At 38.3% G+C, this 22100-nt stretch carries 39 protein-coding genes; 11 read left to right on the top strand and 28 right to left on the bottom strand.

Features of this window, described 5'->3' with window-relative positions:
- Nucleotides 1–5 precede the first annotated feature (5 nt).
- The 6 genes from P8F77_RS02640 to P8F77_RS02615 form a co-directional block, all read right to left on the bottom strand.
- Nucleotides 6–326 carry a hypothetical protein gene (locus P8F77_RS02640; protein ID WP_347256303.1) on the bottom strand — a complete coding sequence of 107 codons (321 nt, stop codon included), beginning with the start codon at nucleotides 324–326 and terminating at the stop codon, nucleotides 6–8.
- A 106-nt stretch (nucleotides 327–432) separates the two neighbouring features.
- Entirely contained in the window at nucleotides 433–1128 is a 696-nt protein-coding gene (locus tag P8F77_RS02635; protein ID WP_347256302.1) for an HNH endonuclease, read from the bottom strand.
- A gap of 10 nt (nucleotides 1129–1138) precedes the next feature.
- Nucleotides 1139–1465 carry a terminase small subunit gene (locus P8F77_RS02630; protein WP_347256301.1) on the bottom strand — a complete coding sequence of 109 codons (327 nt, stop codon included), beginning with the start codon at nucleotides 1463–1465 and terminating at the stop codon, nucleotides 1139–1141.
- Between the two features lie 20 nt (nucleotides 1466–1485).
- Nucleotides 1486–2226 carry a peptidoglycan recognition family protein gene (locus P8F77_RS02625; protein WP_347256300.1) on the bottom strand — a complete coding sequence of 247 codons (741 nt, stop codon included), beginning with the start codon at nucleotides 2224–2226 and terminating at the stop codon, nucleotides 1486–1488.
- A gap of 18 nt (nucleotides 2227–2244) precedes the next feature.
- Nucleotides 2245–2505 (bottom strand): hypothetical protein, encoded by a 261-nt coding sequence (locus P8F77_RS02620; RefSeq protein ID WP_347256299.1) that lies wholly within the window; start codon nucleotides 2503–2505, stop codon nucleotides 2245–2247.
- A gap of 16 nt (nucleotides 2506–2521) precedes the next feature.
- A complete protein-coding gene (locus tag P8F77_RS02615) occupies nucleotides 2522–2794 on the bottom strand; it encodes a phage holin family protein (protein WP_347256298.1) in 273 nt (90 codons plus the stop codon).
- A gap of 164 nt (nucleotides 2795–2958) precedes the next feature.
- On the opposite strand from P8F77_RS02615, the gene P8F77_RS02610 reads away from it, so the two are divergent.
- Nucleotides 2959–3093, top strand: coding sequence for a hypothetical protein (locus P8F77_RS02610; RefSeq protein ID WP_347256297.1), 135 nt, complete (start codon nucleotides 2959–2961; stop codon nucleotides 3091–3093).
- A gap of 228 nt (nucleotides 3094–3321) precedes the next feature.
- Nucleotides 3322–3501, top strand: coding sequence for a helix-turn-helix transcriptional regulator (locus tag P8F77_RS02605; RefSeq protein WP_347256296.1), 180 nt, complete (start codon nucleotides 3322–3324; stop codon nucleotides 3499–3501).
- A gap of 71 nt (nucleotides 3502–3572) precedes the next feature.
- On the opposite strand, the gene P8F77_RS02600 is transcribed toward P8F77_RS02605, so the two are convergent.
- The 17 genes from P8F77_RS02600 to P8F77_RS02520 all read right to left on the bottom strand — a co-directional run bounded on the left by P8F77_RS02600 (nucleotide 3573) and on the right by P8F77_RS02520 (nucleotide 9956).
- The gene (locus P8F77_RS02600) at nucleotides 3573–4070 is read right to left on the bottom strand and encodes a hypothetical protein (RefSeq protein ID WP_347256295.1); all 498 of its coding nucleotides are present in this window, start codon (nucleotides 4068–4070) and stop codon (nucleotides 3573–3575) included.
- Nucleotides 4063–4578 (bottom strand): hypothetical protein, encoded by a 516-nt coding sequence (locus tag P8F77_RS02595; protein WP_347256294.1) that lies wholly within the window; start codon nucleotides 4576–4578, stop codon nucleotides 4063–4065. Before P8F77_RS02595 ends, P8F77_RS02600 begins: the two co-directional genes overlap by 8 nt.
- A 212-nt stretch (nucleotides 4579–4790) precedes the next feature.
- Nucleotides 4791–5210 (bottom strand): hypothetical protein, encoded by a 420-nt coding sequence (locus P8F77_RS02590; RefSeq protein WP_347256293.1) that lies wholly within the window; start codon nucleotides 5208–5210, stop codon nucleotides 4791–4793.
- Between the two features lie 97 nt (nucleotides 5211–5307).
- The gene (locus P8F77_RS02585) at nucleotides 5308–5487 is read right to left on the bottom strand and encodes a hypothetical protein (protein ID WP_347256292.1); all 180 of its coding nucleotides are present in this window, start codon (nucleotides 5485–5487) and stop codon (nucleotides 5308–5310) included.
- A complete protein-coding gene (locus tag P8F77_RS02580; protein WP_347256291.1) occupies nucleotides 5487–5615 on the bottom strand; it encodes a hypothetical protein in 129 nt (42 codons plus the stop codon). The genes P8F77_RS02585 and P8F77_RS02580 overlap by 1 nt, the downstream gene beginning before the upstream one ends.
- Nucleotides 5612–5842: a hypothetical protein gene (locus P8F77_RS02575; RefSeq protein ID WP_347256290.1), complete on the bottom strand. Its 231-nt coding sequence runs from the start codon at nucleotides 5840–5842 to the stop codon at nucleotides 5612–5614. Before P8F77_RS02575 ends, P8F77_RS02580 begins: the two co-directional genes overlap by 4 nt.
- 59 nt (nucleotides 5843–5901) lie before the next feature.
- Complete coding sequence (locus tag P8F77_RS02570; protein WP_347256289.1) at nucleotides 5902–6057, bottom strand: hypothetical protein; 156 nt, start codon at nucleotides 6055–6057, stop codon at nucleotides 5902–5904.
- 190 nt (nucleotides 6058–6247) lie between these two features.
- The gene (locus P8F77_RS02565) at nucleotides 6248–6649 is read right to left on the bottom strand and encodes a hypothetical protein (protein ID WP_347256288.1); all 402 of its coding nucleotides are present in this window, start codon (nucleotides 6647–6649) and stop codon (nucleotides 6248–6250) included.
- Nucleotides 6561–6785 carry a hypothetical protein gene (locus tag P8F77_RS02560; protein ID WP_347256287.1) on the bottom strand — a complete coding sequence of 75 codons (225 nt, stop codon included), beginning with the start codon at nucleotides 6783–6785 and terminating at the stop codon, nucleotides 6561–6563. Before P8F77_RS02560 ends, P8F77_RS02565 begins: the two co-directional genes overlap by 89 nt.
- Nucleotides 6782–6970: a hypothetical protein gene (locus tag P8F77_RS02555; protein WP_347256286.1), complete on the bottom strand. Its 189-nt coding sequence runs from the start codon at nucleotides 6968–6970 to the stop codon at nucleotides 6782–6784. Before P8F77_RS02555 ends, P8F77_RS02560 begins: the two co-directional genes overlap by 4 nt.
- 11 nt (nucleotides 6971–6981) lie before the next feature.
- On the bottom strand, nucleotides 6982–7272 hold the full coding sequence (locus tag P8F77_RS02550; protein WP_347256285.1) for a hypothetical protein: 291 nt from the start codon (nucleotides 7270–7272) through the stop codon (nucleotides 6982–6984).
- Between the two features lie 1077 nt (nucleotides 7273–8349).
- Complete coding sequence (locus P8F77_RS02545; RefSeq protein ID WP_347256284.1) at nucleotides 8350–8562, bottom strand: hypothetical protein; 213 nt, start codon at nucleotides 8560–8562, stop codon at nucleotides 8350–8352.
- Between the two features lie 304 nt (nucleotides 8563–8866).
- On the bottom strand, nucleotides 8867–8995 hold the full coding sequence (locus tag P8F77_RS02540) for a hypothetical protein (RefSeq protein WP_347256283.1): 129 nt from the start codon (nucleotides 8993–8995) through the stop codon (nucleotides 8867–8869).
- Between the two features lie 2 nt (nucleotides 8996–8997).
- Nucleotides 8998–9159, bottom strand: coding sequence for a hypothetical protein (locus tag P8F77_RS02535; RefSeq protein WP_347256282.1), 162 nt, complete (start codon nucleotides 9157–9159; stop codon nucleotides 8998–9000).
- Nucleotides 9160–9215: 56 nt separating this feature from the next.
- Nucleotides 9216–9395 (bottom strand): hypothetical protein, encoded by a 180-nt coding sequence (locus P8F77_RS02530; protein WP_347256281.1) that lies wholly within the window; start codon nucleotides 9393–9395, stop codon nucleotides 9216–9218.
- Between the two features lie 48 nt (nucleotides 9396–9443).
- Nucleotides 9444–9707 carry a helix-turn-helix domain-containing protein gene (locus tag P8F77_RS02525; RefSeq protein WP_347256280.1) on the bottom strand — a complete coding sequence of 88 codons (264 nt, stop codon included), beginning with the start codon at nucleotides 9705–9707 and terminating at the stop codon, nucleotides 9444–9446.
- 87 nt (nucleotides 9708–9794) lie between these two features.
- Nucleotides 9795–9956, bottom strand: a complete 162-nt coding sequence (locus tag P8F77_RS02520) for a hypothetical protein (RefSeq protein WP_347256279.1) — start codon at nucleotides 9954–9956, stop codon at nucleotides 9795–9797.
- 207 nt (nucleotides 9957–10163) lie between these two features.
- Here P8F77_RS02520 and P8F77_RS02515 point away from each other — a divergent pair, with 207 nt between their 5' ends.
- Nucleotides 10164–10712 (top strand): DUF2441 domain-containing protein, encoded by a 549-nt coding sequence (locus tag P8F77_RS02515; RefSeq protein WP_347256278.1) that lies wholly within the window; start codon nucleotides 10164–10166, stop codon nucleotides 10710–10712.
- A 277-nt stretch (nucleotides 10713–10989) separates the two neighbouring features.
- On the opposite strand, the gene P8F77_RS02510 is transcribed toward P8F77_RS02515, so the two are convergent.
- Nucleotides 10990–11211, bottom strand: a complete 222-nt coding sequence (locus P8F77_RS02510; RefSeq protein WP_347256277.1) for a transcriptional regulator — start codon at nucleotides 11209–11211, stop codon at nucleotides 10990–10992.
- Nucleotides 11212–11381: 170 nt separating this feature from the next.
- On the opposite strand from P8F77_RS02510, the gene P8F77_RS02505 reads away from it, so the two are divergent.
- The 7 genes from P8F77_RS02505 to P8F77_RS02475 all read left to right on the top strand — a co-directional run bounded on the left by P8F77_RS02505 (nucleotide 11382) and on the right by P8F77_RS02475 (nucleotide 16944).
- Nucleotides 11382–11687, top strand: a complete 306-nt coding sequence (locus P8F77_RS02505) for a helix-turn-helix transcriptional regulator (protein ID WP_347256276.1) — start codon at nucleotides 11382–11384, stop codon at nucleotides 11685–11687.
- 30 nt (nucleotides 11688–11717) lie between these two features.
- The gene (locus P8F77_RS02500) at nucleotides 11718–12230 is read left to right on the top strand and encodes a hypothetical protein (protein WP_347256275.1); all 513 of its coding nucleotides are present in this window, start codon (nucleotides 11718–11720) and stop codon (nucleotides 12228–12230) included.
- An 18-nt stretch (nucleotides 12231–12248) separates the two neighbouring features.
- A complete protein-coding gene (locus P8F77_RS02495) occupies nucleotides 12249–12953 on the top strand; it encodes a hypothetical protein (RefSeq protein ID WP_270431048.1) in 705 nt (234 codons plus the stop codon).
- A 24-nt stretch (nucleotides 12954–12977) separates the two neighbouring features.
- Nucleotides 12978–13478 (top strand): hypothetical protein, encoded by a 501-nt coding sequence (locus P8F77_RS02490; protein ID WP_347256274.1) that lies wholly within the window; start codon nucleotides 12978–12980, stop codon nucleotides 13476–13478.
- A 112-nt stretch (nucleotides 13479–13590) separates the two neighbouring features.
- Nucleotides 13591–14169, top strand: coding sequence for an Ltp family lipoprotein (locus P8F77_RS02485; protein WP_347256273.1), 579 nt, complete (start codon nucleotides 13591–13593; stop codon nucleotides 14167–14169).
- Between the two features lie 68 nt (nucleotides 14170–14237).
- Complete coding sequence (locus tag P8F77_RS02480) at nucleotides 14238–15254, top strand: hypothetical protein (RefSeq protein WP_347256272.1); 1017 nt, start codon at nucleotides 14238–14240, stop codon at nucleotides 15252–15254.
- Nucleotides 15255–15759: 505 nt separating this feature from the next.
- Complete coding sequence (locus P8F77_RS02475) at nucleotides 15760–16944, top strand: site-specific integrase (protein WP_347256271.1); 1185 nt, start codon at nucleotides 15760–15762, stop codon at nucleotides 16942–16944.
- Nucleotides 16945–17246: 302 nt separating this feature from the next.
- On the opposite strand, the gene P8F77_RS02470 is transcribed toward P8F77_RS02475, so the two are convergent.
- Complete coding sequence (locus tag P8F77_RS02470; RefSeq protein WP_158221723.1) at nucleotides 17247–17603, bottom strand: tyrosine-type recombinase/integrase; 357 nt, start codon at nucleotides 17601–17603, stop codon at nucleotides 17247–17249.
- A gap of 216 nt (nucleotides 17604–17819) precedes the next feature.
- Here P8F77_RS02470 and P8F77_RS02465 point away from each other — a divergent pair, with 216 nt between their 5' ends.
- Nucleotides 17820–18275 carry a hypothetical protein gene (locus P8F77_RS02465; RefSeq protein ID WP_143266091.1) on the top strand — a complete coding sequence of 152 codons (456 nt, stop codon included), beginning with the start codon at nucleotides 17820–17822 and terminating at the stop codon, nucleotides 18273–18275.
- 362 nt (nucleotides 18276–18637) lie between these two features.
- On the opposite strand, the gene P8F77_RS02460 is transcribed toward P8F77_RS02465, so the two are convergent.
- From P8F77_RS02460 to P8F77_RS02450, 3 genes are read right to left on the bottom strand one after another with little or no spacing between them, the layout of a single operon-like run.
- Nucleotides 18638–19849, bottom strand: a complete 1212-nt coding sequence (locus P8F77_RS02460; RefSeq protein ID WP_270431039.1) for a phosphopentomutase — start codon at nucleotides 19847–19849, stop codon at nucleotides 18638–18640.
- Complete coding sequence (locus tag P8F77_RS02455; RefSeq protein WP_270431038.1) at nucleotides 19831–21003, bottom strand: alanine racemase; 1173 nt, start codon at nucleotides 21001–21003, stop codon at nucleotides 19831–19833. Before P8F77_RS02455 ends, P8F77_RS02460 begins: the two co-directional genes overlap by 19 nt.
- Entirely contained in the window at nucleotides 20994–22097 is a 1104-nt protein-coding gene (locus tag P8F77_RS02450) for an aminotransferase class V-fold PLP-dependent enzyme (RefSeq protein WP_347256270.1), read from the bottom strand. The genes P8F77_RS02455 and P8F77_RS02450 overlap by 10 nt, the downstream gene beginning before the upstream one ends.
- Between the last annotated feature and the right edge of the window lie 3 nt (nucleotides 22098–22100).

Raw genomic sequence — 22100 nt, 5'->3', positions numbered from 1 at the left:
TTCTATTACCTCGTTATCATTTCAGCCATTTGATTTGCCCAATCCCTTAAAGGAGATGTCTCAGTGTCCATTTTCTCTCCACATGTGCTCATCAGAATCTTGATTATATTCGTATATTGTTGTAACAGCTCTTTATATTGTTTACTGGCCGGCGTTGCCTGCTGTCTCATAGAATTTTTCTTGTCAATCCTTAAAAATGGGAGTTTTTTCAGTTCCAGCATTTGATTTTCCAGGTAGATGACTTCATCGACTAGGTTTTTCAGTACCTTTTTATTGTCTTCCCCTGTTTTTTCTATAATTTTCATCAGTTCTTCTTTTCGATTCAAATATTTCCCTCCCTTTTAGCTAATTTCATTTCCAAAAATCTCATTTTTTCTGTTTTGATGAGAGAACTAATCACCCTTAACAGTCCCCTCTCAATTATTTTCTTGATCAGGCGGGGGGATGGTATTTTTCTTTCCAATTCATAATAAATCTCTGATAATCTAAATTTCTTCTTTCATCTTTTATTTGTTCTGCTCTCTCAAGACACTCATGAACTGGTGTATCAATAAATATCTCTCTGGCTCCTAATGAACGAGTCAGCCGCTCTCTTTCGCTTATCATCGGATACCCTCCAATAACATATGCGTTATTCCATCTGCCTCTTCTGAATTTGATATCCTCAATCAATTTATCACGTACTCCAAGTACCGTGCCAATCAGCCGTTTTGGTTTTATATATCGATCTAATCCACTGACACATTCCCATATGCTGTCTACATCAACAATCAAGTCTCCTTCATTCATAACTTCCTTCACATAGGTACTTTTACCACTTAATGGAGGTCCATAAACAAGATAAACATACTTTAGATGATTGTTAAAAGACAACTTCTCATGTATCTTGTTATGACACCGATGATGCACCAAAGCAATATTCTCAGGATTTAAACTGATATTAGTATCATTGACATTCTCCTCAGTCAATACCTGCTTATGATGCCCAATGCAGTCATACTCTCTAATGATTGGCTTACCGCAGTGCTCACAGATATTCCTTCCTTCTGCATCTACTCTCTGCATCCGTATTAGACGAATACACTTTTCCCATTGCTTTGATTTATAAAATGTAGCTAAGGTAAACATCGTCTCTCCTTTACCAATTGTTCTTTGTAAACTCTCCTTCTGCTTTGGCCAAAAGTTCAGCCGCTCTCAGACGATCACTTGGTCTTGCTTCCTTGTCATTCATCATCTCTGTCCAAAACGCCTTGATCTCCTCGATAGTTGCGATCCTCTCACTCTTAGTCTTTTCTGTCAGCTCCTCAAGATATGCCTGAACGCCATCGTTCGCCAGTATCCTATATGCACATCCCCTGGCATACCTTGGACTATACCCAGCTTTTACAGCTGATCTCTCGGCATTGCCTATACATTCGCCAGCATAGTACTGACAGAACAGCTTTTGTCTCTCACTTAATTTCATGACATTCTTTATTCACCTGCCTATTCTTTTCGCTTTGCGTAAAGTGCTCTACATGTCTTCTTACCTGCATAAGAACCTTTTCTCCATCCGAGCTGTTTCCAATATCTCTCTAATTTACTTTGTGTCTTTGGCCCCCATATTCCATCAACTGCAATGTCTGATCCAGCTGTATATTTGTTTAATTCTTTTTGGAGCCATCGGATGGCTTCTTTTCCCGATGTTTTCTTTACAGACGTATATCTCTCGGAACTTGTCCCGATCGCCTTCTTAAAAGATTTCCACCGCTTATTATCCGCCCCAACCCATGGTTCTGGACATTGTTTTCCATTTACATCCCAGTGCCTTAGTACATGGTTTGAAGACACATGGTATTTCTTCATCAGGAACTTTACAAGCTCTTCTGTCTGCTTCTCTACCTTTTCCGGGACAGAGCCAACACTGTTACACATTTCGATGGAAAGACTATTCGTATTGGTGCATACTCCATAATAATCTCCTGCCTTACTGGATAGGTCATATTTCCCTCCTACGGACCATGCAATGCGATTCACCGCAACGGATTTATAGATATAGGCGCCTCCATCTACGAAATAATGGGCGGATGCGTTTCGGCCAGCACCCTGGAAATACTTTGCATTATTGAATGCAGTATCTCTTTTATTTCCGGTATAGTGGATCACTATGTATTCAATGCTTGCAGTGCTCCGTTTGCCGCCGTAATTACTCTTATGTGCAAACTTCTTTTTAAATTTTAATCCCACGGTCTATCGTCTCCTCTTTTATTTATTCTCCGTCTTCTCTATGTGATCGATTCTTGTCTCATGGTTTTCAATGATAAGCTTCATCCCATCGATTTCCTTCCCATGAGTCTCAATCCTATTATCCTGAGTCCTCTGTTCTTCTACCAGCCGGTCTACTGATGCGATTAGTTGAGTAATAGATTTATTTAGATCAATGATCGGTTTAATAATCGCAGTTAAAAATCCTAAGATCGTAACAGATGCTAGCACAATAATCCCTATCATTTCTGCTTCATTCATACTTTTCCTTAATTCCTCACTTATTTTTTTGTTTGATCAATTCGTTAATATTGACGGAAACTCCAGCACATAAAATTCCCTGAGTTAATGCGGTAAACACTGAAACTCCATTAATACCCGTTGTGGCCAAAACATAAATACAGGCCAAAAGCGCCCCAACAAGATCCACAATCATCGGAATATACTTGTTATTGACTGTTTCACTTTTCTTGATGGATTGCCCTAGGAAATATAGTACAGGGATCAAAATCAATAACTCCGGTTTGATATAATCTAAAATCTGCTCCATAATAACTTCCTCCTTGTGTTTATAAATAGTAATTATTTAAATTGTTGTATAATAAAAGCACCTGATTAATATCAGATGCTAAATCTATAATTTTCCTCATTTCTCTTGACTAGCACGTTTAAACGTGCTATAATATATACATAATCAAGAAAGGAGGAAACTATATGGATGATACGATAAGTGAAATAATCAAAGACCTTTCGGAAGCCTTCCTCGCAATCGTTACTGCCATCTGCCTGATAGTAAAAACGAAACGAGATAAGAAAAAATCCAAAAGGTCTAAGAAGAAAAAGAAGTAAGGTCAGGGCTTCGGCCCTTTCCTTCTTCATCCTTATTGTATCATAACCATATATCAAAACAAATATGAAAATTTATCAAATAATTCTTTTCGTTTTATTAATAAAATTGCTTTATGATGGTTTCTCTGGTGAATTTGCATGTCCTACATTCTTTGATTGGATAAAATGGACTGCTTACGTTCTCTTACTTATATGCTATCTAATTATATCTCACAGGAGGAAACGCCCATGAAATTAAAAGAATTAAGACAAAACAAAAACTTATCCGTTCCACAACTGGTAGAAATATCTGGTGTCCCACGGCGCACTATCCAAGATATTGAAAAAAATAATAATTGTAAGGTGGATACTGCTATTAAATTAGCTGATGCTCTTGGTGTGACTTTGGATGAGCTATGTAGGGATTAGGTAGATAATATATCTAATCTTTACCTTTTTGTCCTTACATGAAAAAAGCACCCTTACGGATGCTATATACATTATGCACTTTCATCAACCGAAAATGAAGCAATAGATACAAGGCTACCATCACTTCTAATTTTTTTACTAGCTTCCCTTCTTTTGTTCCTGTCCTTAACTGATACATATTTATCATAATAAAATGCTTCTATATAGTAAACTCCAGCCCCTATGAATGGTATATTATTAAACTTTAAGTTAGTCATTTTTTCACCTAAAGCATCTACATCATCCTTATCGCCTAACTCCAGATATGAGCAACCTAAATATAACTGCTTTCGTTCTTTCATCTGTTTATCCATTTTAACTAAAAAATAGTGTAAACTAAAATTCCTAGAAACACAAACTTGCTCTTTATTATCTGTAAAGATATTCAAAAACGACACTAGTGAGAATGAAGCTCTATTATTATCATCAAGTTCAATCCTATTAAAAATATTATATATACTTTTAGTTTTGGAATCATATTCTTGACATAAAACCATATTTAAGTTCATAAATTTTCTTACATCATTCATATTCTTTCTCCCACTCGATATTATCATTAACAACTGACTCTTTCTTTCCAGTATCTATATAATGAAATCTTATGTCGTCATGCAATTTATTAAAACCAACCTTCATAGTTTCTTTCATATTTGTTATTTCTTGTTTTATATCATCTTTAACATCATTCATTATATTAATTGATTTTTCTTGCGAACTGATTGATTGGTCAACATTATAAAAGCTTAGAAAGAGCGAAATAATTCCAATAATTAAAGCAACTAAACCAAGCACAATGCTCACCCAACTATTAATCTCATTTAGCCCTATTACTTTTTCAAAAAATAGGCTTCCAAAAAATAGTTCAATTATACTAGTTGCAATAACATAGAAGACAAATTTACCCCATAAATCTCTAAAAAAATTTATCTTCCCTTGTAGGTCTGATTTATTATTAAGATTCACCTTTTTAAATAACCAACAAATACAAATAAATTCTAAAATACATATCGTAGATAAAATTCCAATAATTCCTTTCATACTTCCTCCTATGTTTTATTATATTAACACAAGTAAAAGAAATTCTCTACCTGAAAAGAACACCCAGCTATCCAGGTGTTCGAAAAATGTAGATGATTTATGTAACCATGTTATATAAACTATATAGATACGATTAAGTTTATTACCTATTCACTCTATTATAACTATATCATTATAGTCGTGTACTATTCTATACTATTTTGTACTGTTCATTATATAGGGAAATTTTTTAATGCTTCACTGTGCAGTTCATGTGTCCTATTCCAGCTATAACCGATCGTCGTACAAATCTCAACCCATTCTTTAAATTCAATGTATCTCAGCCACAGTATTCTGCTTTGAACTCCATCTTCCATGTCAATAATCTTTTCTTCTATTTCTGCCCTAACGCTATACTTTTCTTTTTTGGCCAACTTGATTTTATCCAAAATCTTTTCAAGCCGTATCATATAATCAGACAGGTCTTGTTTTTTTGCATCCTTGGGCATATCAGTAATACCAGGACTGCCTACGCTTTCTATCTCTAACCTTATTGAATTTTCTTGTTCACATAATGACAACCACTTCAAATAGGCCTTTTTATATCTATTTAGATATTCTTTCTTAGCATCATTCAACTCTTTTTCCGACAACGAGTCTCCTCCTTCCTGCCCGCCGGGCGGGCTGTAAAACAGGATGCCTAAATGTTTTCTTGTTACGTGTGATATATAAACTCTACTGAGTAAATACCTACCTCTTTTCAATCTTTACTCCAGTCTCCTCGTAGATTGTCCGAATGAGATCCTCAAGTGTAATGTAATCCTTTTCATAACTGTCATACAGTTCAAATACTTCATCCGTGAACTTCTCCATTCGTTTTCGTCCAAATCCAAAGTGATCCCTTAGTACCATTGCAGGAATACCCAGCATTAGGATAAATGCACGTTCTGTTGCCTCTGTGCTACATCCTCCTTTAGAGTCTGGATCTGCTGTGTATTCATGTTGTAAGTCGGGACCCGGTTCTTTACTCCGGCTTTTCTTCTCTCTGCTCGGTTCATTTAATCCTCCAGTCTATATACGCACTGCTGGAAGTTGGTCGAACGACTTTTAGCTCCCTCCCATTCACGAACCGACGCTTTCGATTTCGTGCCGCTGTGGCTCGGTCCTCTCGTTTTTTCTCCAGCTCTTTTTGCAGTTCGCACTCTTCTTTCTCCCAGTAGCTAGAAATCCATCCCTTGATGGTAGATGCCGGTATTCCATATTCTTTTGCTGACTTGTTGCACATCAGCCTTTTCCTGCAAATACGTTGCAACTACCTTTTCTTTCACTTTCTCAGAATATCGATTACTCCACATCGTCCTCATCCTCCACTATCTGATATACAGCCGCCTTTCTTCCGGTTAAGCTGTCTTTTTTTTTCCCGCAGACTTCTACAACCCCTCGTTGCATCATTTCCGTTAAACGTGGTGCTGTTTCATTGCGGTCCGCTGTAAGAGTCAATCCATGCTTATGTAACACTACAGCGATTTCTCTGGCGGTCGCAGGACCATAGGGAAAGCTGGTCCAAAATCATACGGTTCTTTCTTATCCCGTCGTACTTCCTGATTAGATGCCCTTCGGGTCTGTTTCGTGATCCGACTGCTCCGATACGCTGTCTCACAACCAAATATATTTAACTGTTCCAAGTCTGTCACCTCCCTGATACTCTACAAAACATTGCTTCATTTTTCTCCGCCGATATCGTCTCTCTTACACTTTCTTCCGGGAAGGCGATCAGATAAGAGACCTCCTTCATCCGGTTTGTAATACGGTCGTCGTACTCAAGCTGATCCAATGGATAATTACTGGTAAATATCGTTACCCTCTGGTCCACATAGCGGTTGTTTATAATCTGGTAAAACTTATCATTGATCCATCCTGCCACCTGCTCTGTTCCAAAATCGTCGATTACAAGGATATCTGTTTCCTGGAGCTGGTCTAACAGCTTGCTTTCGGAAAGGTCATTATCCCGGTCCCCAGGTCCTTTTGATCTCTTGGATGATCTCCGTGGAAAGAGAAAACTTGACCTGATATCCCATGTCCACAAGTTCATTTGCAATGCTGGCGGCCATGCGGGTCTTCCCCTGCCCTTTTGTCTGAGAGTAAAGATACAGCCCCATCCCGTCCCGGTGTTCATTCTCAAACCCATCCATGTACTGCTTTATGTACTTACATGCGGCCCGGATCACAGCTTTGCTTTTTTCTCGTCCTTATAGGCAGTCACACTAAAATTCTTTAGCCGCATATGCTTAAAGGTCTCTGGGATATTTGCAAATCTCAGGCGACTTTCTGCAATCTGCTTCTTCCGGCAGACACACTCTGAAAAATACTCTTTTCCGTCTTCCCAGTGTCTAATCCATCCGGTTTCCGCCACAGTGCGGACATTTAGAACCCGTCGAAGTCGTCACCGATTCCAAGGTCGATGCCTTTCTTGACAAGGTCATCTGCTGTATTTTGTCCATCAGCGTCATTCTTTCCTTCTCCCTTCTTTGGCAGATAATCTAAAAACGGTCTGGTCGAACTCAGGAAGGTAGACGCATGTTTTATGAATCTTGTCTCCGTTTTATTCTTCCTGCACTCTGCCGCATAATTTTCACATGCCGTGATTAACTCTCTTTCTGCATAACCTTCGTTCAGCCTGGCTTGGAACTTTTTATATGCATTACCCTTATCCACTTTGCGGGGGTAACTTTTCCAGAAGTCGTCAAACGCACATGTATATTTATTATTCTTTTCTTTCTTTCCTTCTTTACTTTCTTTAGTTGTTGTTATTTGAATGTTATCTGTTTGTTGTTTGGTTGTTACTGGCTTGTTATTTTGCTTGTTATCACCTTGGTACAAATCGTAATTATTCACGATAAATACGGTGTTTTTGTTACTACTTTTTGCTTGTTATCTCACCTGTTGATTTTAGCTTTTTATTGCTGTCCTAACCTGCATCACAGATAACCCTGTTTCGGTTGCCAGTTTCTCATAGGAGGATACGATTGAACCACGTTTAATCTCCTGTCCCTTCCATTTCTTATCCGTCAATTTACAGTAATTAGAAGATGAAGAAACACCCGGCTCACGTTTATGTCATCATACCACTCCCATTCAGTGAACTTCCGATATACTTTAACGAATGTCTCAATCGTTATCACCTCTTATTTCTTGAATCAATATTTCAATTCTTGGATTCCCATTATCCACATAAAATAGGTCCTCAAATCCAGTTACATATTTCTGGCTGTCATCAACCAAGACTCCATACTCCACAAGGGCGTCCAAAATAAACTTTTTCGCGAATGCGATATTATCAAAACAGTCCCTCCGCCGATTCTTCTCATACCAGCAAAAACTAATATAAACCGGATTTTTTCTATGTACCCCTCGGAGTTGATGGGCGATGTATGTCTTACATATATCTCGTTATCTGCTTTCATTTTGGCCCCTTTAAACTGATTTGTACGGTTTGAGGCCGTATATTCGTTTAAGCCAGATAAACGTCCGTAAATCGTCAAATGATAAGTTATAGCCACGACTTTCCAAACTCCTTCCTAAAGTCATCTCTTCAAATTCTTTTCCAAGATTCTTTTCAAAATATCTTTGAGCCTTTAAATCATCTTTTCAGATTTCTTTCATTATCCAAAACATGAATGCAAGTCCAATTCAGTTCCAAATGGATGCCAGGCTTTTCATTTGAACATTTTGATGCATTCCCGCACTTTTCTTCAATCCTTCGTATTTCCCATTGTGTTTCCCATAAATGTTTCAATTTCTTTCTACTTTTTTTCTGTTCAAAACATCTGGGCTGACCTCGTATTTTGTCAATCTTGAATTTGTCCAAAACTTCTTGTTTGAATCTATGAATTCTTCAAATACATTCTCTGCGATTTCCCATAAATCTTTTATTGTCCATCGATTTTTTGTTGCTAGTCCCAGGCGATTCCTGAAAATTGCACTTTTTTTGGCTAGTCTCTTCAAAATGCGTACATTCAGCCGTATCTATTCCAAACCCTGACATACCCAAGGCCCTGCCTACAGCGGACCTCTTATACTGCTTCTCTGTCATATTCCTCTATTTTGTCAATCTTGAATTTGTCCAAAACTTCTTGTTTGAACCAGTATGCCGATCAAAGTTCTCTATTAAGACAGTTTATTGTCTCATTTAAAGCTCTCGATCCTTCCTTTTCATATGCATGCCTTGTACCTAGCACCATTCCATTTTCATCAAGAATGGTTGCCTTAATCAGGCAAAACCCATTTTCAAGCTTTAAGATCTCTGTCTTTATCTTTCCGTTTGGACACACACAGACCGAAACGCCTTGATCCTCTGGCTTACCTCCGCATAGTCCTTTCCCTTAATATCTGTCGTTTGAATTAGCTCATTTGCCTTCTGTAAATCTTCATACGTCATAGTCACATCCTCCTGAGATATTTGGTTTCGCTGTTTATGTACTCCTGCGTCATGTCATCAACGGTTTCCATTTCTTCGTCTTCATCATAGTAGTGCCATCCCATTTCCCAGCGATAGAACCAGTCAGTAAACGCGTCCTGCATCAGGATATCACCGTTTTCCACGGCTTTCTAAAGCAAAGGTAAATGCATCGTCTTCCGGCACTCTCTTCCCGTTCTTTTCATAAAAACCCATTTTCAAAAACCTCCGGTTGTGCTATAATGCACCTGTAAGTTTTTCTTTGCCCTTTATCGGAGTTGCCGCTCCATAAGGGCTTTTTTATTTGTCTATCCATGCCATACCTCCTATCGCCATAAATAACTCCAGCCACAATGGAATTGTATGTATGCTTGTCAAACATATCGATACTACGATCAGTATCTGTCCCATTTTTCTTTCCATAATCCTCCTATCCGAAAATTGCTTCCTTCATACTTGAAGTTTTCTTTTCTTTTTGTTCTTCATCGAACTGACTCATTGGAATCCTAATACATTCGCCTAAACGTATGACCTTAATCTCACCCCTGGCAATTAGGTTTCTAACATGATTAATCGTAATCCCCATAAACTCTGCAAACTGCTGTGGAGACTTGTATTCTTCTGTCTTCTTTAGCTTTTTTATCTTCTGTACTTCTTTTTCTAGTTGTTCCACTCTTTCTTCTAGATAGGGCATATTTGTCACCTCACTTTGTTTTTTAAACCATTGTAAATTCCTATCATTTTAGAGATTGTCAAAGATATTGCATTAAAACACTTTTTGCTAGTCAACCTTAACTAAGATTTTTATTACAAGTTCAGCATACCCCTTCTGGACTTTAGAGTTTTTTGTCATACTATAAAACTCGACATAAGATAATTTTTTCTCATCAAGATATAAATTTTTTTCTTTATCTATCCTAAATTTCATTGCATTATCTAACAACTATAAATACCTCCTTTCAAAATTACTTTTTTCTGGATTTCATTAACTGTTCTTTCTATTTCTTCTCAGTAGGCCATTGAATCACCTCTTTCCCTTAGATCATCGTTTTGATATAATACTAATGCCTTGAGCTTTTCATCTAGTCATAGTTTTGAAGATGCATATAAATGTGGCACACAGACACTTTTATAGAGAAAGGATAATATTATGCTTGCATATCACCTTGATCGTTCTGAAAAATTAAAGGAAGGTTATGAACTTCACTTGCTAGATACTAGTGCTAATCTAGATGATCAAATAGTAGAACTTTACGGTTTTAATAAAGTCTCACATTGGGGCAAACTTTGCTATGAATATTTATTAAATCCATTTACTTTGACTGATATTAATTCTATGAACTCCTTTCAAATTGATTTGCAGGCAGAAATAATCAGAAAACAATTTTACTCAAATATGCCTTCTCGCTTTAAATCAATCTTTGCTGTAAAGCAAATATCCGATTTTATACCATGGACAAAATATTTTTCTATCAATCAATGTCCTCATATCTTTGAAATAGAATGTGACGCTTCTCAATGTATAGAATTGGATGCAACTTACTTAAAAGGTGGAATTACTTGTAACCCTAATTCTCAAATAGAATCTCTTCATAAATATTGGTCAGGTCAATTATCTAATTCACCTTTATTAGAATTATTAATTCCTTTACCCGTTACTATCGGAAGAAGTATCCGTTCCGAAGAACTTATATTCTAATTCTGGCGTCTCAATATTTAGTTCTTCAAACAAAAACTTCAATAACTCAAAATTATATTGCTCCTTCATTACAGAATTAGTACAAATTTTAACTAACAACCCATTTTTCAGATCTTGAACTTCTTTTTCAAGGTCTGAAATTCTTTTTTCTAAGTCTTTACATTTTTTCTTTGAGATCCACATTTGTATTATCATCTCCTCTCTGTCTCGTAGAAATTAATATGTAATGTTTGGTGATATTGACGATTGATTTTTTAGAACATAAGTTCTATAATTACTATTTAATTACATTAATATTTTTAGGTTCTTTCTTAAATAGTTCTTCTAACTTCATTTTCGGATTTATAAGTTTCCTTATTAATAAAACTTCTGACCAAGTAAAATCAGTAATTCCGTTTATTTTATTCCTGAGCGTCTTTTCTGAGATACCGATTTCATTTGAAAACATATCAATTGAATAACCTTTTCTTTGAATTTCATATTTTAATCTTAAATACAAATCGACTCCTCCCTTCATCCATTAACGGTAAATATCTTAATATAAGATTACTCTTTTGAGTGGTAATTGTCAACCCTTTTTTTGCGTTTTTTTACCCTTAACGGTAAAATTTTGTTGACTTACAAAATAATAAGCGGTAAAATATTACCATAGACGGACGGAAAGGAGATATGATGGGATTAGAGAAAATTTCAGAATATAAGAAAAAATTAGGGATTACCACCGAAGAACTTTCCAAACGTTCCGGTGTCCCTGTTGGTACATTAAATAAAATACTTAGCGGACAAACAAAAGATCCAAAATTGGAAACTCTTAAATCAATTGCAAGAGTATTAAATTGTACCTTGGATGATTTCGATGATGTGGAAAAAAAAGAACCATCTTACGACGAATTAAAAACACTGATAGCCAGAAATGGAAAAGAAATGTCTACAAAAGATAAAATGGAACTTATTAAAATGTTGTCGGAATTATAGATTTATTTTATTTCAATAAGGAGAATTATTATGGGATTATTAAATGGAAAAGACAAAAATGGAAACGACCTTGCCTTAATGTTTCACTATTCAGGACTACCTAACTACCCTACAGATGGAAAGTTTAGAAATGTTCAGGTTACAATTGATAAGACAAACAATGTATTAATATTCCAGGAGGACACTGTATTTGGTATGAAACGTCGCTATAAAGACATTACCTTGTCTCTAGATAAAATTTACAGTACTAAAGATGAAGGAATCGACATGGAACAAATATCAAGTGGTCTAGCTGGTGCTGTCGTAGGTGGTGCATTGTTTGGTGGAGCTGGTGCTGTAACGGGAAGTATATTAGGAAAAGGTTCAAAGAAGACAAAAGTTAAAACCTTTTTTGTAATTCGCTACATTGGATCTGATGGTCAAAGAAAATGTATTTTATTCCGTAGTGGCAATGGTGTCAGACCGGATTTTATCAAACACCTTAAACAGATAGCAGAAAAAAACAGTTCGCTCAGACCAAATGACAAACCGATTGAACTTTAAAATACAAGGAGGAATTTTATGAAGAAGAGAATTTTATCTGTATTTCTAACCATTATTCTTTTAATAACACTAATTCCAACCAATAAGGTGGAGGCAAAACGAAAAAAAATAAATAATATGACCGCTAAACAAATTATGAAAGTACTTGAGAAAGCAGACTTTCCAATAGTAGGTCGAAAATATCGAAAAAGCGGTAATGATGTATATTCAAAATATAAATCGCATGCTTCTATTGCAGGCGATGATGATGTAACTGGTACACTACGAACATACTATTCAGTGTCATCAGCAAAAAAAAGATACAATTATATAAAAGAATATGATGACACTGTTCTTCAACAATATGTTTATAGATGTGGAAAAGTTGTCATTAACATAGATTATGGACTTCCATATAAGCACTGGAAACGCATCAAATCCGCTTTAAAGGCAATGTACAACGGTAAAAAAGTTAAAAATTATCCATTAAAGTTAAGCCGAAAAAAAATAAAAATTGATATTAATAACGAAATTGGAGAAGATTTGTATTTGAATCCTGAGCCTTATGGAAAAGTCAAATGGAGTATAAGCAATAAGAAAATTGCTAAAATACAGAAGAATGACATTATGGGAATAGATATAATTCCAAAAAAAATTGGCACATGTACTATCACCGCAAAATATAAGAAAAAAAAGTATAAATGTAAAATAACAGTGTATCAACGTCCAGATAGAAGTTATTAAATAACCTTTGATAGGAGGTCAATTATGGGATGGTTAAATGGAAAAGATGAATTTGGAAATATGGAGATCAATTCTACTCACCAGGCTGGTCTACCTAATATTAAAGAAAATACCCCAACTAAAATCATTGTAAACGAAGAATCTCGTACCATTACCTTCAAAAAACGATTTTTTAATAAGGATCAGAAGGTAAATGATGTAGTTCTCTCATTTGATAAAATACGCGGTGCTGGATATATAACGCAAGATGAGTTAGTAGAGAAAAGTACCATTGGCCGTGCTGTCGTAGGTGGTGTTTTATTCGGTGGCATTGGAGCTTTAGTCGGTGGAATGTCTGGACAAGGCAAAAAAACCAAAAAAATCAACTATTTTGCTATTGCTTATACTGATTCTTTTGGTAATGATAAAACTCTATTATTTGATGATATCATTAGCCAGCCAAAGGCTCTACCAAAACGTCTCAATGAGATTGCCGCAGAGAACAAACCATCTGTTGTTGAAGATAAAAGGCCTATTGAGTTGTAAACTTTATGATCTAATGACAAAGTAAGACTTATAATATGTTATCAAAATTCTATAAACTAACAATACACTTAAGAGGGATGTAGCAAAAGACTTTACTGATAAGGAGAAACGTATGAAAAAAGAAAAACCTTCAACAAAGATGTGCAAGCATTGTAAAACAGAGATACCCTATAATGCAAAGGTATGCCCGCAATGCAGAAAGAAGCAAGGAATGGGATGCCTAACAAAAATCATATTAATTTTTGTTGTTTTGGGAGTTATTTACGCATTGATGCCAGGTGATGATGAATCTTCTAACAACTCATCTAAATCAGTCACTGAAAAAACCACCGACAATACTACAACAAAAAAATCTGCAACAGCTAAGGCAACAACAGAAAAGCCTGTTCCTACAGAATATATATCTGCATTAAAAAAAGCACAGATCTATGTAGATGAAATGCACATGTCTAAAAAAGGGTTATATGAACAATTGACGTCTGAATACGGAGAACAGTTTGATAAAAAAGCAGCAAGATATGCAGTTAAGCATGTAAAAGCAAATTGGAAGAAAAATGCTTTAGCAAAAGCGAAAGACTATCAAGAAACTATGAGTATGTCAAAAGAAGCGATTCTCGATCAATTAACATCTGATGCCGGAGAAAAGTTTACTAAACAAGAGGCTGACTATGCAATCAAACACTTAGATTAATATTTCTTCATAATTAATTCAAAAAAACCGCCCGGCGGCAACCGGGCGATACACAAAGGAGAGGAAGTATGACTACAGAACAGCAAGATATTATAAAAATTCTCCACGAGATCGAGACTCCTATAATCGACGATGATGTGAATTACTGGTTTATCCGAACTAATGGTGGAGAAAAATTTGAAGATTTTTATTTTGGAAAATATGTAGCAATTGGTTGGGATAAGTGCAATGACATTGAGCATATAAAAGTAACAAAACAAGAAGATTTAAAGTTAGAAATAGAGCGCACTTATACAAAAGAAGAAGAATCTCGTCCTGGATCAATTGCCGCACAACTTAAGAATTTTGTTAATGAAATAAAAATAAACGATATTATTTTAATTCCAAGCAGCAATTGTGATAGAATTGCTTTTGGAAAAATCACTAGTGACGCATATTTGTACGAATTAACAGATGAAGACACAATGGATATGATGTTTGAAGACGCAGAGATTGATTTTTTAAAGCGACGCAATGTAGAATGGATTACTAATGAACCATTAAAAAGATCTAAAATTGATCCATTAATCATACCTATTATATATTCACATGGTGCGGTTGTAAGTGCAAATAATTATTCAAGTTTTATTAACAGGACATTGTTTCCAAATTATTATAGAGGTGGGGCTTTCCATTCTATTTTAAGAATCGAAAAAAAAGATAATGTTTCTGCCTACGAATTTAACAAATTTCTTAACTGCTATTTTGAATTATCTGATATACTCTCTGAAATCACTGGAGAGAGTATTAACAAGGAAGATTTAAAATTTAAAGCATCATTTAATTCACCTGGTCCAGTTGAGTTCATTACATATTCAGCATCTTTCTTCATTGTACTGTCTGCAATAACTTTATTCCTAAATGGGGCTAACGTAAATTTGGATATTAACGTGTTCAACAAATTCCATTTCAAGACTGACATTCAGTCAGATGGGTTATTGAAAAAGTTGTTTGATAAAAAAGGAAAAGACAATGAACACGAGGAAAGAATGAAGGAGATTGAGAATAAAATTAATGATTCAAAAAAAGAGCTTGAAATAAAATAAACTTATTTTATACCAGAAATTTTAACAAATTTGAATAATATTATAATATTAACTATTGATAAAACGATTTCATAAAAATACACCTTTCCAAAGATCGTAATTGTCTTTAAATCAAAAAACTGTAACAAGAGAAAACGTTCTATCAAAAATAAAGAAGAGAATAGAAATATATATATACTATATTTACTTATTAAAAAACTAATATTTTTCATTTCTTTCTCCCCCCTTATAAAAAAATAAGTCAACTACTTCTGTCATAAATTCAAAAGCCAGTTAACTTGTTGTTTCTTTAATTATAATAGTTTATTCAAAATGTGTCAATTTATGTACTGATTTTAGTTCAATATTTAAATAAAAACAGCCTCATTTCTGAGACTGTTTGATGATACTATTACCAGACAAATGTCATGATATAATACCGATTCGCACTCATATTATATCATTCTGGCATCTGTTCTGGCAATAGGTGTTATTTCTATACTCTTTTTTAAGGAAGGTGATATTAATGAGCATTCAAAAGCAAAAATATGTAAGAAAGAAAACTGGCCAGATCAAGATTACATATTACGCAAATGTTTATGACTCTGAATCTGGCCAACGTTTCACTGGTCCTGCCAGAAAGAGCAGAAACCTCGCTGTTCAGGATGAAAGTGATATCATTAGAAATCTAGAAAAGACCAAGGCCGAGAAACGCCGTGCAGAAAAAAAGGCAATCGAAAATAAATTACGTTTTGATACAGTGGCCAAACAATGGTTTGCCGCAAATAAACGTACATACGCAAACTCCACATATAAAATCTATCAGCAATACTATCACGATTACATCCAAGAAGTGTTTGGTGACATTCCAATTACCAGAGTGGAATCCTCTCACATATTAAAATATAAAGAGCTTATGGAAGAACCTACGGAGAGACTGCCCAATGGCTATTCCGCAGAAACTATCAACAAGTGTTTGAATATCCTCTCAAACGTCTTTCAGTTCGCTGTAAGCCCTTTAAAATTAATTGACGCTAATCAGAACCCTATGATTGGTATAAAGCGTAATAAGGTCGTCTACAAGAAGAAAAAGACATGGACCGATGAACAGATCACACAGTTCATCCACTCAGAAGAAGCAAAAAACGATCATTACTATGTTATGTATTGTGTCTCTCTCCTTCTGGGTCCACGGCCGGGCGAAGTCTGTGGTCTGGCTGAATCTGACTTTCTGGGGAACCGTCTTGAATTTAACCGTGGTTATGATAAATTTGGAGAACTATCTGATTTAAAAACCGGCACATCCATCAGAACTGTGTATGTCCCAGAGATTCTTGCAGATATGATCCGCCGGAAACTTCTGTGGAAAAAACAGATGCAGATGCAGTACCCAGATTTCTTTGATAATGATTTTCTATTTGTGACAACAGAAGGCTTACCTGTGAATCCAGATTATTATGGTAAAAAGTTCCGTGGTGCTGTGCGACAATATAACAGAAATCATATAGACAAATTACCAGAAATCTCAGTCTATGGATGTCGTCATTCTTTTGCTACTAATAACTACGAGCGTGGAGAGAGCGACAAACTTTTATCTGAATTGATGGGAAACAGCGTTAAGGTATTTTTACAGAATTATGCTCAGATTAGACGTGCCAAAGCAGAAAAAGCAATCAGTGATTTTGCTGACATTATCTTCGCCGCAGAGTAAAATTACTTTACGGATTACTTTACGGCGGGGGTAAAATGTGTTGTGCTGTGTTACTTTAAATATCATAAAAATGGCTTATTTCGGCGATTTTACAAAATGTATTGTGCTGTATTCTGTATTTAATCGCCTTGCCAAGGTTGAGGTCGCGGGTTCGAGTCCCGTCTATCGCTCTTTTTAATGCTGGAAAATCTAGTATTTCTCATGGTTTCATCGGTTTAAATAGTAAATCTGACTGCTGTCAAAATTAAATTATTGATGTCAAAAAGTTTGGACACTTTTTAAAGAAAAAATGACGATAGTTTTTATAAAACTGCCGCCATTTTTTTTCGTTTCTTTTCCGCTTCTGTTGAAATGATGTAGCATTGTTCCGTGGTTGCGATATCCGAATGACCAAGTATATCTGCAATATCTCTGGTACTCATTCCAGCTTCATGTAATACAGTTGCAACGGTTTTGCGTAGCAGATGAGGATGTACTCTGTCAGGTTCAACCCCGGCTCTTTCACATAAATTCTTTAAATCTTTAGAAAGCTTTGCTGTTTTTTCTATATATTGATGCCCATCATAGCAAAGCAGTTGATTTGGTTTATACCATCCATTTTGCTGATGCAATTCCTTTAAAAGCCTTAATACTAACATAGCTCTCCCGGTCAGTGGCACTTCACGTTTGGAATGTGCAGTCTTTGTTTCACCAATGTCATAAACCTGTTTAATGATATGGTATAAAAAAAGTTGACACCCGCATTACCGAAATGGACACGGTGATTGGATGCGAGGGCAGCCGCAAGGTTCTCCTGACCATGCACTTTTGTTCCTGTGACATTATGGCAGCGTTCCTCCTGGACTCCAAGGAAACCACAGGAGTTGAAAAAGTGTTTGACTCTATCAATAAAGCTTATCGGTACATGGCTTTTCAGCACCGCAATCCCCCTGATACTTACCGGCAGGGGAGGCGAGTTCAGACATCCGGACAAGCTTGAATGCGGCATTGACAATATCATCCGCACAAGGATCTATTATTGTGATCCGATGGCTTCATGGCAGAAACCGCACTGTGAGCGGAACCACGAATACATCCGGAAAATCTGCCCGCAGGGCAAGAGCTCTTTCGATAACATGACACAGGATGACGTGAACCTGATGATGAGCCACATTAACAGTTCCTGCCGGGAAAGTCTCGGCGGTCTGACACCGTTCACACTTGCAAAAATGATATTGCCCGATGAACTCATGGACTTCCTCCATCTGTCTGAAATTCCGGCGGATGAAGTCATCCTTACGCCGGCACTGGTAAACGGCAAGCAGAAACCAATGCGTAACACGCAGGCATAAGACGCTGGTATTTCATGTGTTTACAGTAGGGGCATCCATGCTCGGCTGGCACAACGTGCCAACACTTTAATTACCCTGTGACGAATGCCTAACAATAAAATAAATCTGCGGATACGAGCCACCATAATAACCTATTAGGCAGGTGGAATTCAGTCTTACAGTACACAATCCCAGTTGCTTGCAACCGCATACCCTTTTTTTAGCAGCCAATGGTCAAGGGTAACTAAATTCCACTTTATACCCATTCCTGACATCTGTCAAAGCCTTAAAAATGGAATTTAGTTGTCAATACGGAATTTAAGTTTACAAGCGGATTTTAACTTTTCATTCAGGTATTCTTTAAAAACAGTCTGCCCCGTTTTTTAACCTTCAGGGGACATAAACGACATCCCATTCTGAGGGAGTTGTGTGCCAAAACAGGCACATGCTGTCGCCCCCACATCTGACAATGTTTTTCTTATCCCAAGATCTGTCCCTTCCATCCCCTTTTTATATACGAGCAAAGGGACACATTCTCTTGTATGTTTGCTGTGTCCGATCTCGGGATCATTTCCATGATCCGCCATCACGACCAGGATATCCTGCTTTTTGAGGCACTCCATAAGTTCTCCGATCTTGCGGTCCGCGATCTCCAGGATCTTTTTGTAAGCCGGTGCTGACTGGGAATGTCCGGCCAGGTCTGTTTCCTGTACATTTGTACAGATAAATCCCTTTTTCATCCGCCCCATCTCCCTGATCGTAAGTTCCATGACTTCTTCCGTATCCACGCAGGAAACGCTCTTCCCATACTCATTATTCACGATATCTGCGACTTTTCCAAACAGCGAGACCTCATATCCCGCCCTGCCAAGAATGGACGGAGCCTGTACCTGCGGATCCACGCCATATCCTAAATGCCTGCACTGATACCCATGCTCATAAGATCTTGACTTTGAAGACGCTATCCCGATGAACCTCCCCTGTCTGATCTCTTCGGCATCCCACAGATCCTGCATCGTATTGCCTGTCCCTCCAAATACGATGACCCGACCAACTGTGGCAACCTTCCTCACAAGCTGGCCGATCTCAAGTTCTTTTTCAAAGGGCATATAATCCAGCGGAGCCGTCACATTATAGCACATTCCCAGATCTGCCTCCAGGTTGTCCGCCACAGTGGCATATTCGTCGACAAGAAGATATCTGAGCCCTTTCCTCTCGATCACTTCGACAATATGTCCTGCTTTTTCCAGACAGTCCCGTATCTCCTCGGCTTTCTCCTGAAATGGATGCTGATCCGGCTTTTTGGGGAGGGTCCCCATGATCTCCTGATGTCCTATAAACGTATCTGCCCCAAAATGCATCAGTTCACATTTCCCGAAGTTTGCGCAAGGTGCAAACTTCATGCATGAGCTCTCCTTTCCATAGGCGTTCATCAGTCCCAGCCTCTCCAGATTCCTTAATCTCAGTTCGGGAAACCTCCGCAGCAAAGACCCCAATGTATCCGCCTTCTGGTCAGCCGGCCTGACCATTGCCGTATCTTTCATAGCACCGATGCCGAAGCCGTCTAACACGATCACTACGAATCTTTTGTCCATTTCTGCCTCCCCTGACTGTCATAGACTCCTATGATCTTTTTCTCTCCTCTGTGAAGCCCTTCCACGAGCACGACATCACTTCGCGTCACAAATATCTGAAACCGGAACGCCATAAGCACGGTATCTCCCACCTGGCACATCTGCGAAAGCCCAAAGTGATAGTCGATACTGTCACTGTCCGGTGGGATGACAGAAACCTGTTCCATCTTCTCCATCCCCGTCCCCACAAGAGCGTTTTCCACATGGGAGCGCCTGTAATATCCGCCCCCGTAACAGTAACCTCTGTTCTCAAAATTGTGGGATACTTCCGTTACATATACACAACATGGGATCTCCGGCTCATCACATTCCGCGTGAAGTGGTGTAGTCCCCGTCAGTCCATGGCCGGGTTCCGCGCTGTTGCCCCCATAGACCGCCATTTTTTTCAGGGTCGAACAGCAGCTTGCGGAAGGCGTGTTTACAAGTTCACACGGCATCCCTGCCTTCTCCATGATTGATGCCGCCTCTAACACGGTCTTCAGATTATGGATCGGCCGAATCTTCTTCTCTTCTGAGTCATACAGATAGCACGGGAACGACGTGACCCCTGCCACTTTTACATTTTTACAGTCTTTCTCCACCCAAAGCGCGGTCTCTTTCATCTCTTCCAGGGAAAATCCGGCGGTCTGTCCGGAATACATCATGTCACCGCCTGCAGAGACACGGAGTAATATTTTCTGTATCTTTCCAAGTTCCGCGGCGGCTTTTTGTATCTCTTCGATTTTTTCGTGGGTATAGACGGTCATATATTCCACCCCATAAGCCACAAAACATTTTACTTTATGGCCAGGTATCTGCACCAGATGGCCCGCATTTTTGATGGGGATGCCATGGCGCATCATGACTTCAGCTTCTTTATAGTCAACGGTCACTGCCCCTTCATATCCCATCTCGACAAGTCTTTTTGCCAGGTATGGATTTCTCCCGACTTGTTTGAGCATAAAGAAGAGCCTTATGCCGTATGCTTTGCCCGTCTTCGCGATATTCCGCGCATTTTCAAGGAATGTATCTACATCTATTATGTAAGAATCCGGGCTGACCCGGCCCGTCTGGTGCAGTTCAAACGCCGTGTTTAACAGTGCCGGATTCTTCTTTCTCAACTGGTTCACAAACATATCTTCACACTTTCTACCGCCCTTTTAAGGATACGCAGCACCGTATCAGCGCCTCCCCGCATAGGATTGATACGGATCATCCTCTTCTCGAGAGCGGGATCTGCTTTTCGGAATGTGCCGGAGAGTCTGTAAAACATAGGCACTATCTCATATTTCGATTCTGCCCCCACCGGATTTGGAGCCGCGCCGGATCTTTCTGCCTCTTCTAACACCTGAGCGGCAATATCTTCTTCAAATTCTACAAGTACGATCTTAGATTGCGCATTTGCCAGAAAGGCGTCTTTTATCCCGTCTATCTCGCCGGCTTTCAGTCTTCTGACACACTCCTTCCCCACCTCTGCTTCAATGGCCAGAGACACCGGGGCATATGTCAGCCCGCGCAGGACATCCATGGCCTCGTGGCCCTGTACCTGCATCCCCCCGGAATAATTCCATCCTATGATCTTGTCTGTATATCTTTTCTTCCCGATAACGATCCCCACTCCTTCCGGCCCAAGGAGCTTAAAAGAGGAAAAACACGAAAGATCCGCGCCACACTGCACTCCGGTCCTGCTCATCTTCATCACGGCATAATTGTCATCAGTTAAGATGAGGATATCCGCACATTTTCTGATGGTCCCGATCACAGTCTCCATATCATAGCTGTCTTCTGGCTTCTGTCTCGTATATTGTATCAGGGCCCCCCGGATATCCGGATCCTGCCCCAATGCCCGTTCTATGTCTGCCAGATTGTTAAAATCCGCTTTTTTAAGATCCAGTCCCATCATTTCCATGGAAATGGAAGTCGTACTGTAGACCGGGGCATCATGAATCAATATCTTGCTGCCCGGTGGCATCATGGCAGACAGGCCCAGACGAATGGCGCCGCTTCCTGCGCCCCGTACAAGGACGCAGGATTCCGCATCAAAAAAGTCCGCGATGACCTGTTCTGCCTTATATGTCGTCACAGGCTTATTGAAACCAGGCACGACACCCAGATCTCCTCTGCTCAGCATCTCATGCCCCTGAAATACTTTCGTGATACAATCGATCATCTTAAACTGGGCCGCGACAGCTTCTTTTACATCCATCCCTTCCAACGGATAAGTCAGCAATAT

Source organism: Anaerostipes sp. PC18 (assembly GCF_039789045.1).
Classification (GTDB): Bacteria; Bacillota; Clostridia; order Lachnospirales; family Lachnospiraceae; genus Anaerostipes; species Anaerostipes hominis.
This window is presented reverse-complemented; position numbering and strand designations above follow the sequence as displayed.

Coding starts and splice junctions, on each gene's coding strand:
- P8F77_RS02500 (WP_347256275.1), top strand. CDS start 11,718: ATGGGATTATTAAATGGAAAAGACAAAAATGGAAACGACCTTGCCTTA.
- P8F77_RS02595 (WP_347256294.1), bottom strand. CDS start 4,578: ATGAAAGGAATTATTGGAATTTTATCTACGATATGTATTTTAGAATTT.
- P8F77_RS02540 (WP_347256283.1), bottom strand. CDS start 8,995: ATGACGTATGAAGATTTACAGAAGGCAAATGAGCTAATTCAAACGACA.
- P8F77_RS02620 (WP_347256299.1), bottom strand. CDS start 2,505: ATGAATGAAGCAGAAATGATAGGGATTATTGTGCTAGCATCTGTTACG.
- P8F77_RS02530 (WP_347256281.1), bottom strand. CDS start 9,395: ATGTTTGACAAGCATACATACAATTCCATTGTGGCTGGAGTTATTTAT.
- P8F77_RS02475 (WP_347256271.1), top strand. CDS start 15,760: ATGAGCATTCAAAAGCAAAAATATGTAAGAAAGAAAACTGGCCAGATC.
- P8F77_RS02585 (WP_347256292.1), bottom strand. CDS start 5,487: ATGCTGGGTATTCCTGCAATGGTACTAAGGGATCACTTTGGATTTGGA.
- P8F77_RS02635 (WP_347256302.1), bottom strand. CDS start 1,128: ATGTTTACCTTAGCTACATTTTATAAATCAAAGCAATGGGAAAAGTGT.
- P8F77_RS02630 (WP_347256301.1), bottom strand. CDS start 1,465: ATGAAATTAAGTGAGAGACAAAAGCTGTTCTGTCAGTACTATGCTGGC.
- P8F77_RS02565 (WP_347256288.1), bottom strand. CDS start 6,649: ATGAACTTGTGGACATGGGATATCAGGTCAAGTTTTCTCTTTCCACGG.
- P8F77_RS02610 (WP_347256297.1), top strand. CDS start 2,959: ATGGATGATACGATAAGTGAAATAATCAAAGACCTTTCGGAAGCCTTC.
- P8F77_RS02480 (WP_347256272.1), top strand. CDS start 14,238: ATGACTACAGAACAGCAAGATATTATAAAAATTCTCCACGAGATCGAG.
- P8F77_RS02460 (WP_270431039.1), bottom strand. CDS start 19,849: ATGGACAAAAGATTCGTAGTGATCGTGTTAGACGGCTTCGGCATCGGT.
- P8F77_RS02600 (WP_347256295.1), bottom strand. CDS start 4,070: ATGAATGATGTAAGAAAATTTATGAACTTAAATATGGTTTTATGTCAA.
- P8F77_RS02505 (WP_347256276.1), top strand. CDS start 11,382: ATGATGGGATTAGAGAAAATTTCAGAATATAAGAAAAAATTAGGGATT.
- P8F77_RS02495 (WP_270431048.1), top strand. CDS start 12,249: ATGAAGAAGAGAATTTTATCTGTATTTCTAACCATTATTCTTTTAATA.
- P8F77_RS02580 (WP_347256291.1), bottom strand. CDS start 5,615: ATGAACCGAGCAGAGAGAAGAAAAGCCGGAGTAAAGAACCGGGTCCCG.
- P8F77_RS02455 (WP_270431038.1), bottom strand. CDS start 21,003: ATGTTTGTGAACCAGTTGAGAAAGAAGAATCCGGCACTGTTAAACACG.
- P8F77_RS02615 (WP_347256298.1), bottom strand. CDS start 2,794: ATGGAGCAGATTTTAGATTATATCAAACCGGAGTTATTGATTTTGATC.
- P8F77_RS02575 (WP_347256290.1), bottom strand. CDS start 5,842: ATGTGCAACAAGTCAGCAAAAGAATATGGAATACCGGCATCTACCATC.
- P8F77_RS02485 (WP_347256273.1), top strand. CDS start 13,591: ATGAAAAAAGAAAAACCTTCAACAAAGATGTGCAAGCATTGTAAAACA.
- P8F77_RS02525 (WP_347256280.1), bottom strand. CDS start 9,707: ATGCCCTATCTAGAAGAAAGAGTGGAACAACTAGAAAAAGAAGTACAG.
- P8F77_RS02490 (WP_347256274.1), top strand. CDS start 12,978: ATGGGATGGTTAAATGGAAAAGATGAATTTGGAAATATGGAGATCAAT.
- P8F77_RS02515 (WP_347256278.1), top strand. CDS start 10,164: ATGCTTGCATATCACCTTGATCGTTCTGAAAAATTAAAGGAAGGTTAT.
- P8F77_RS02605 (WP_347256296.1), top strand. CDS start 3,322: ATGAAATTAAAAGAATTAAGACAAAACAAAAACTTATCCGTTCCACAA.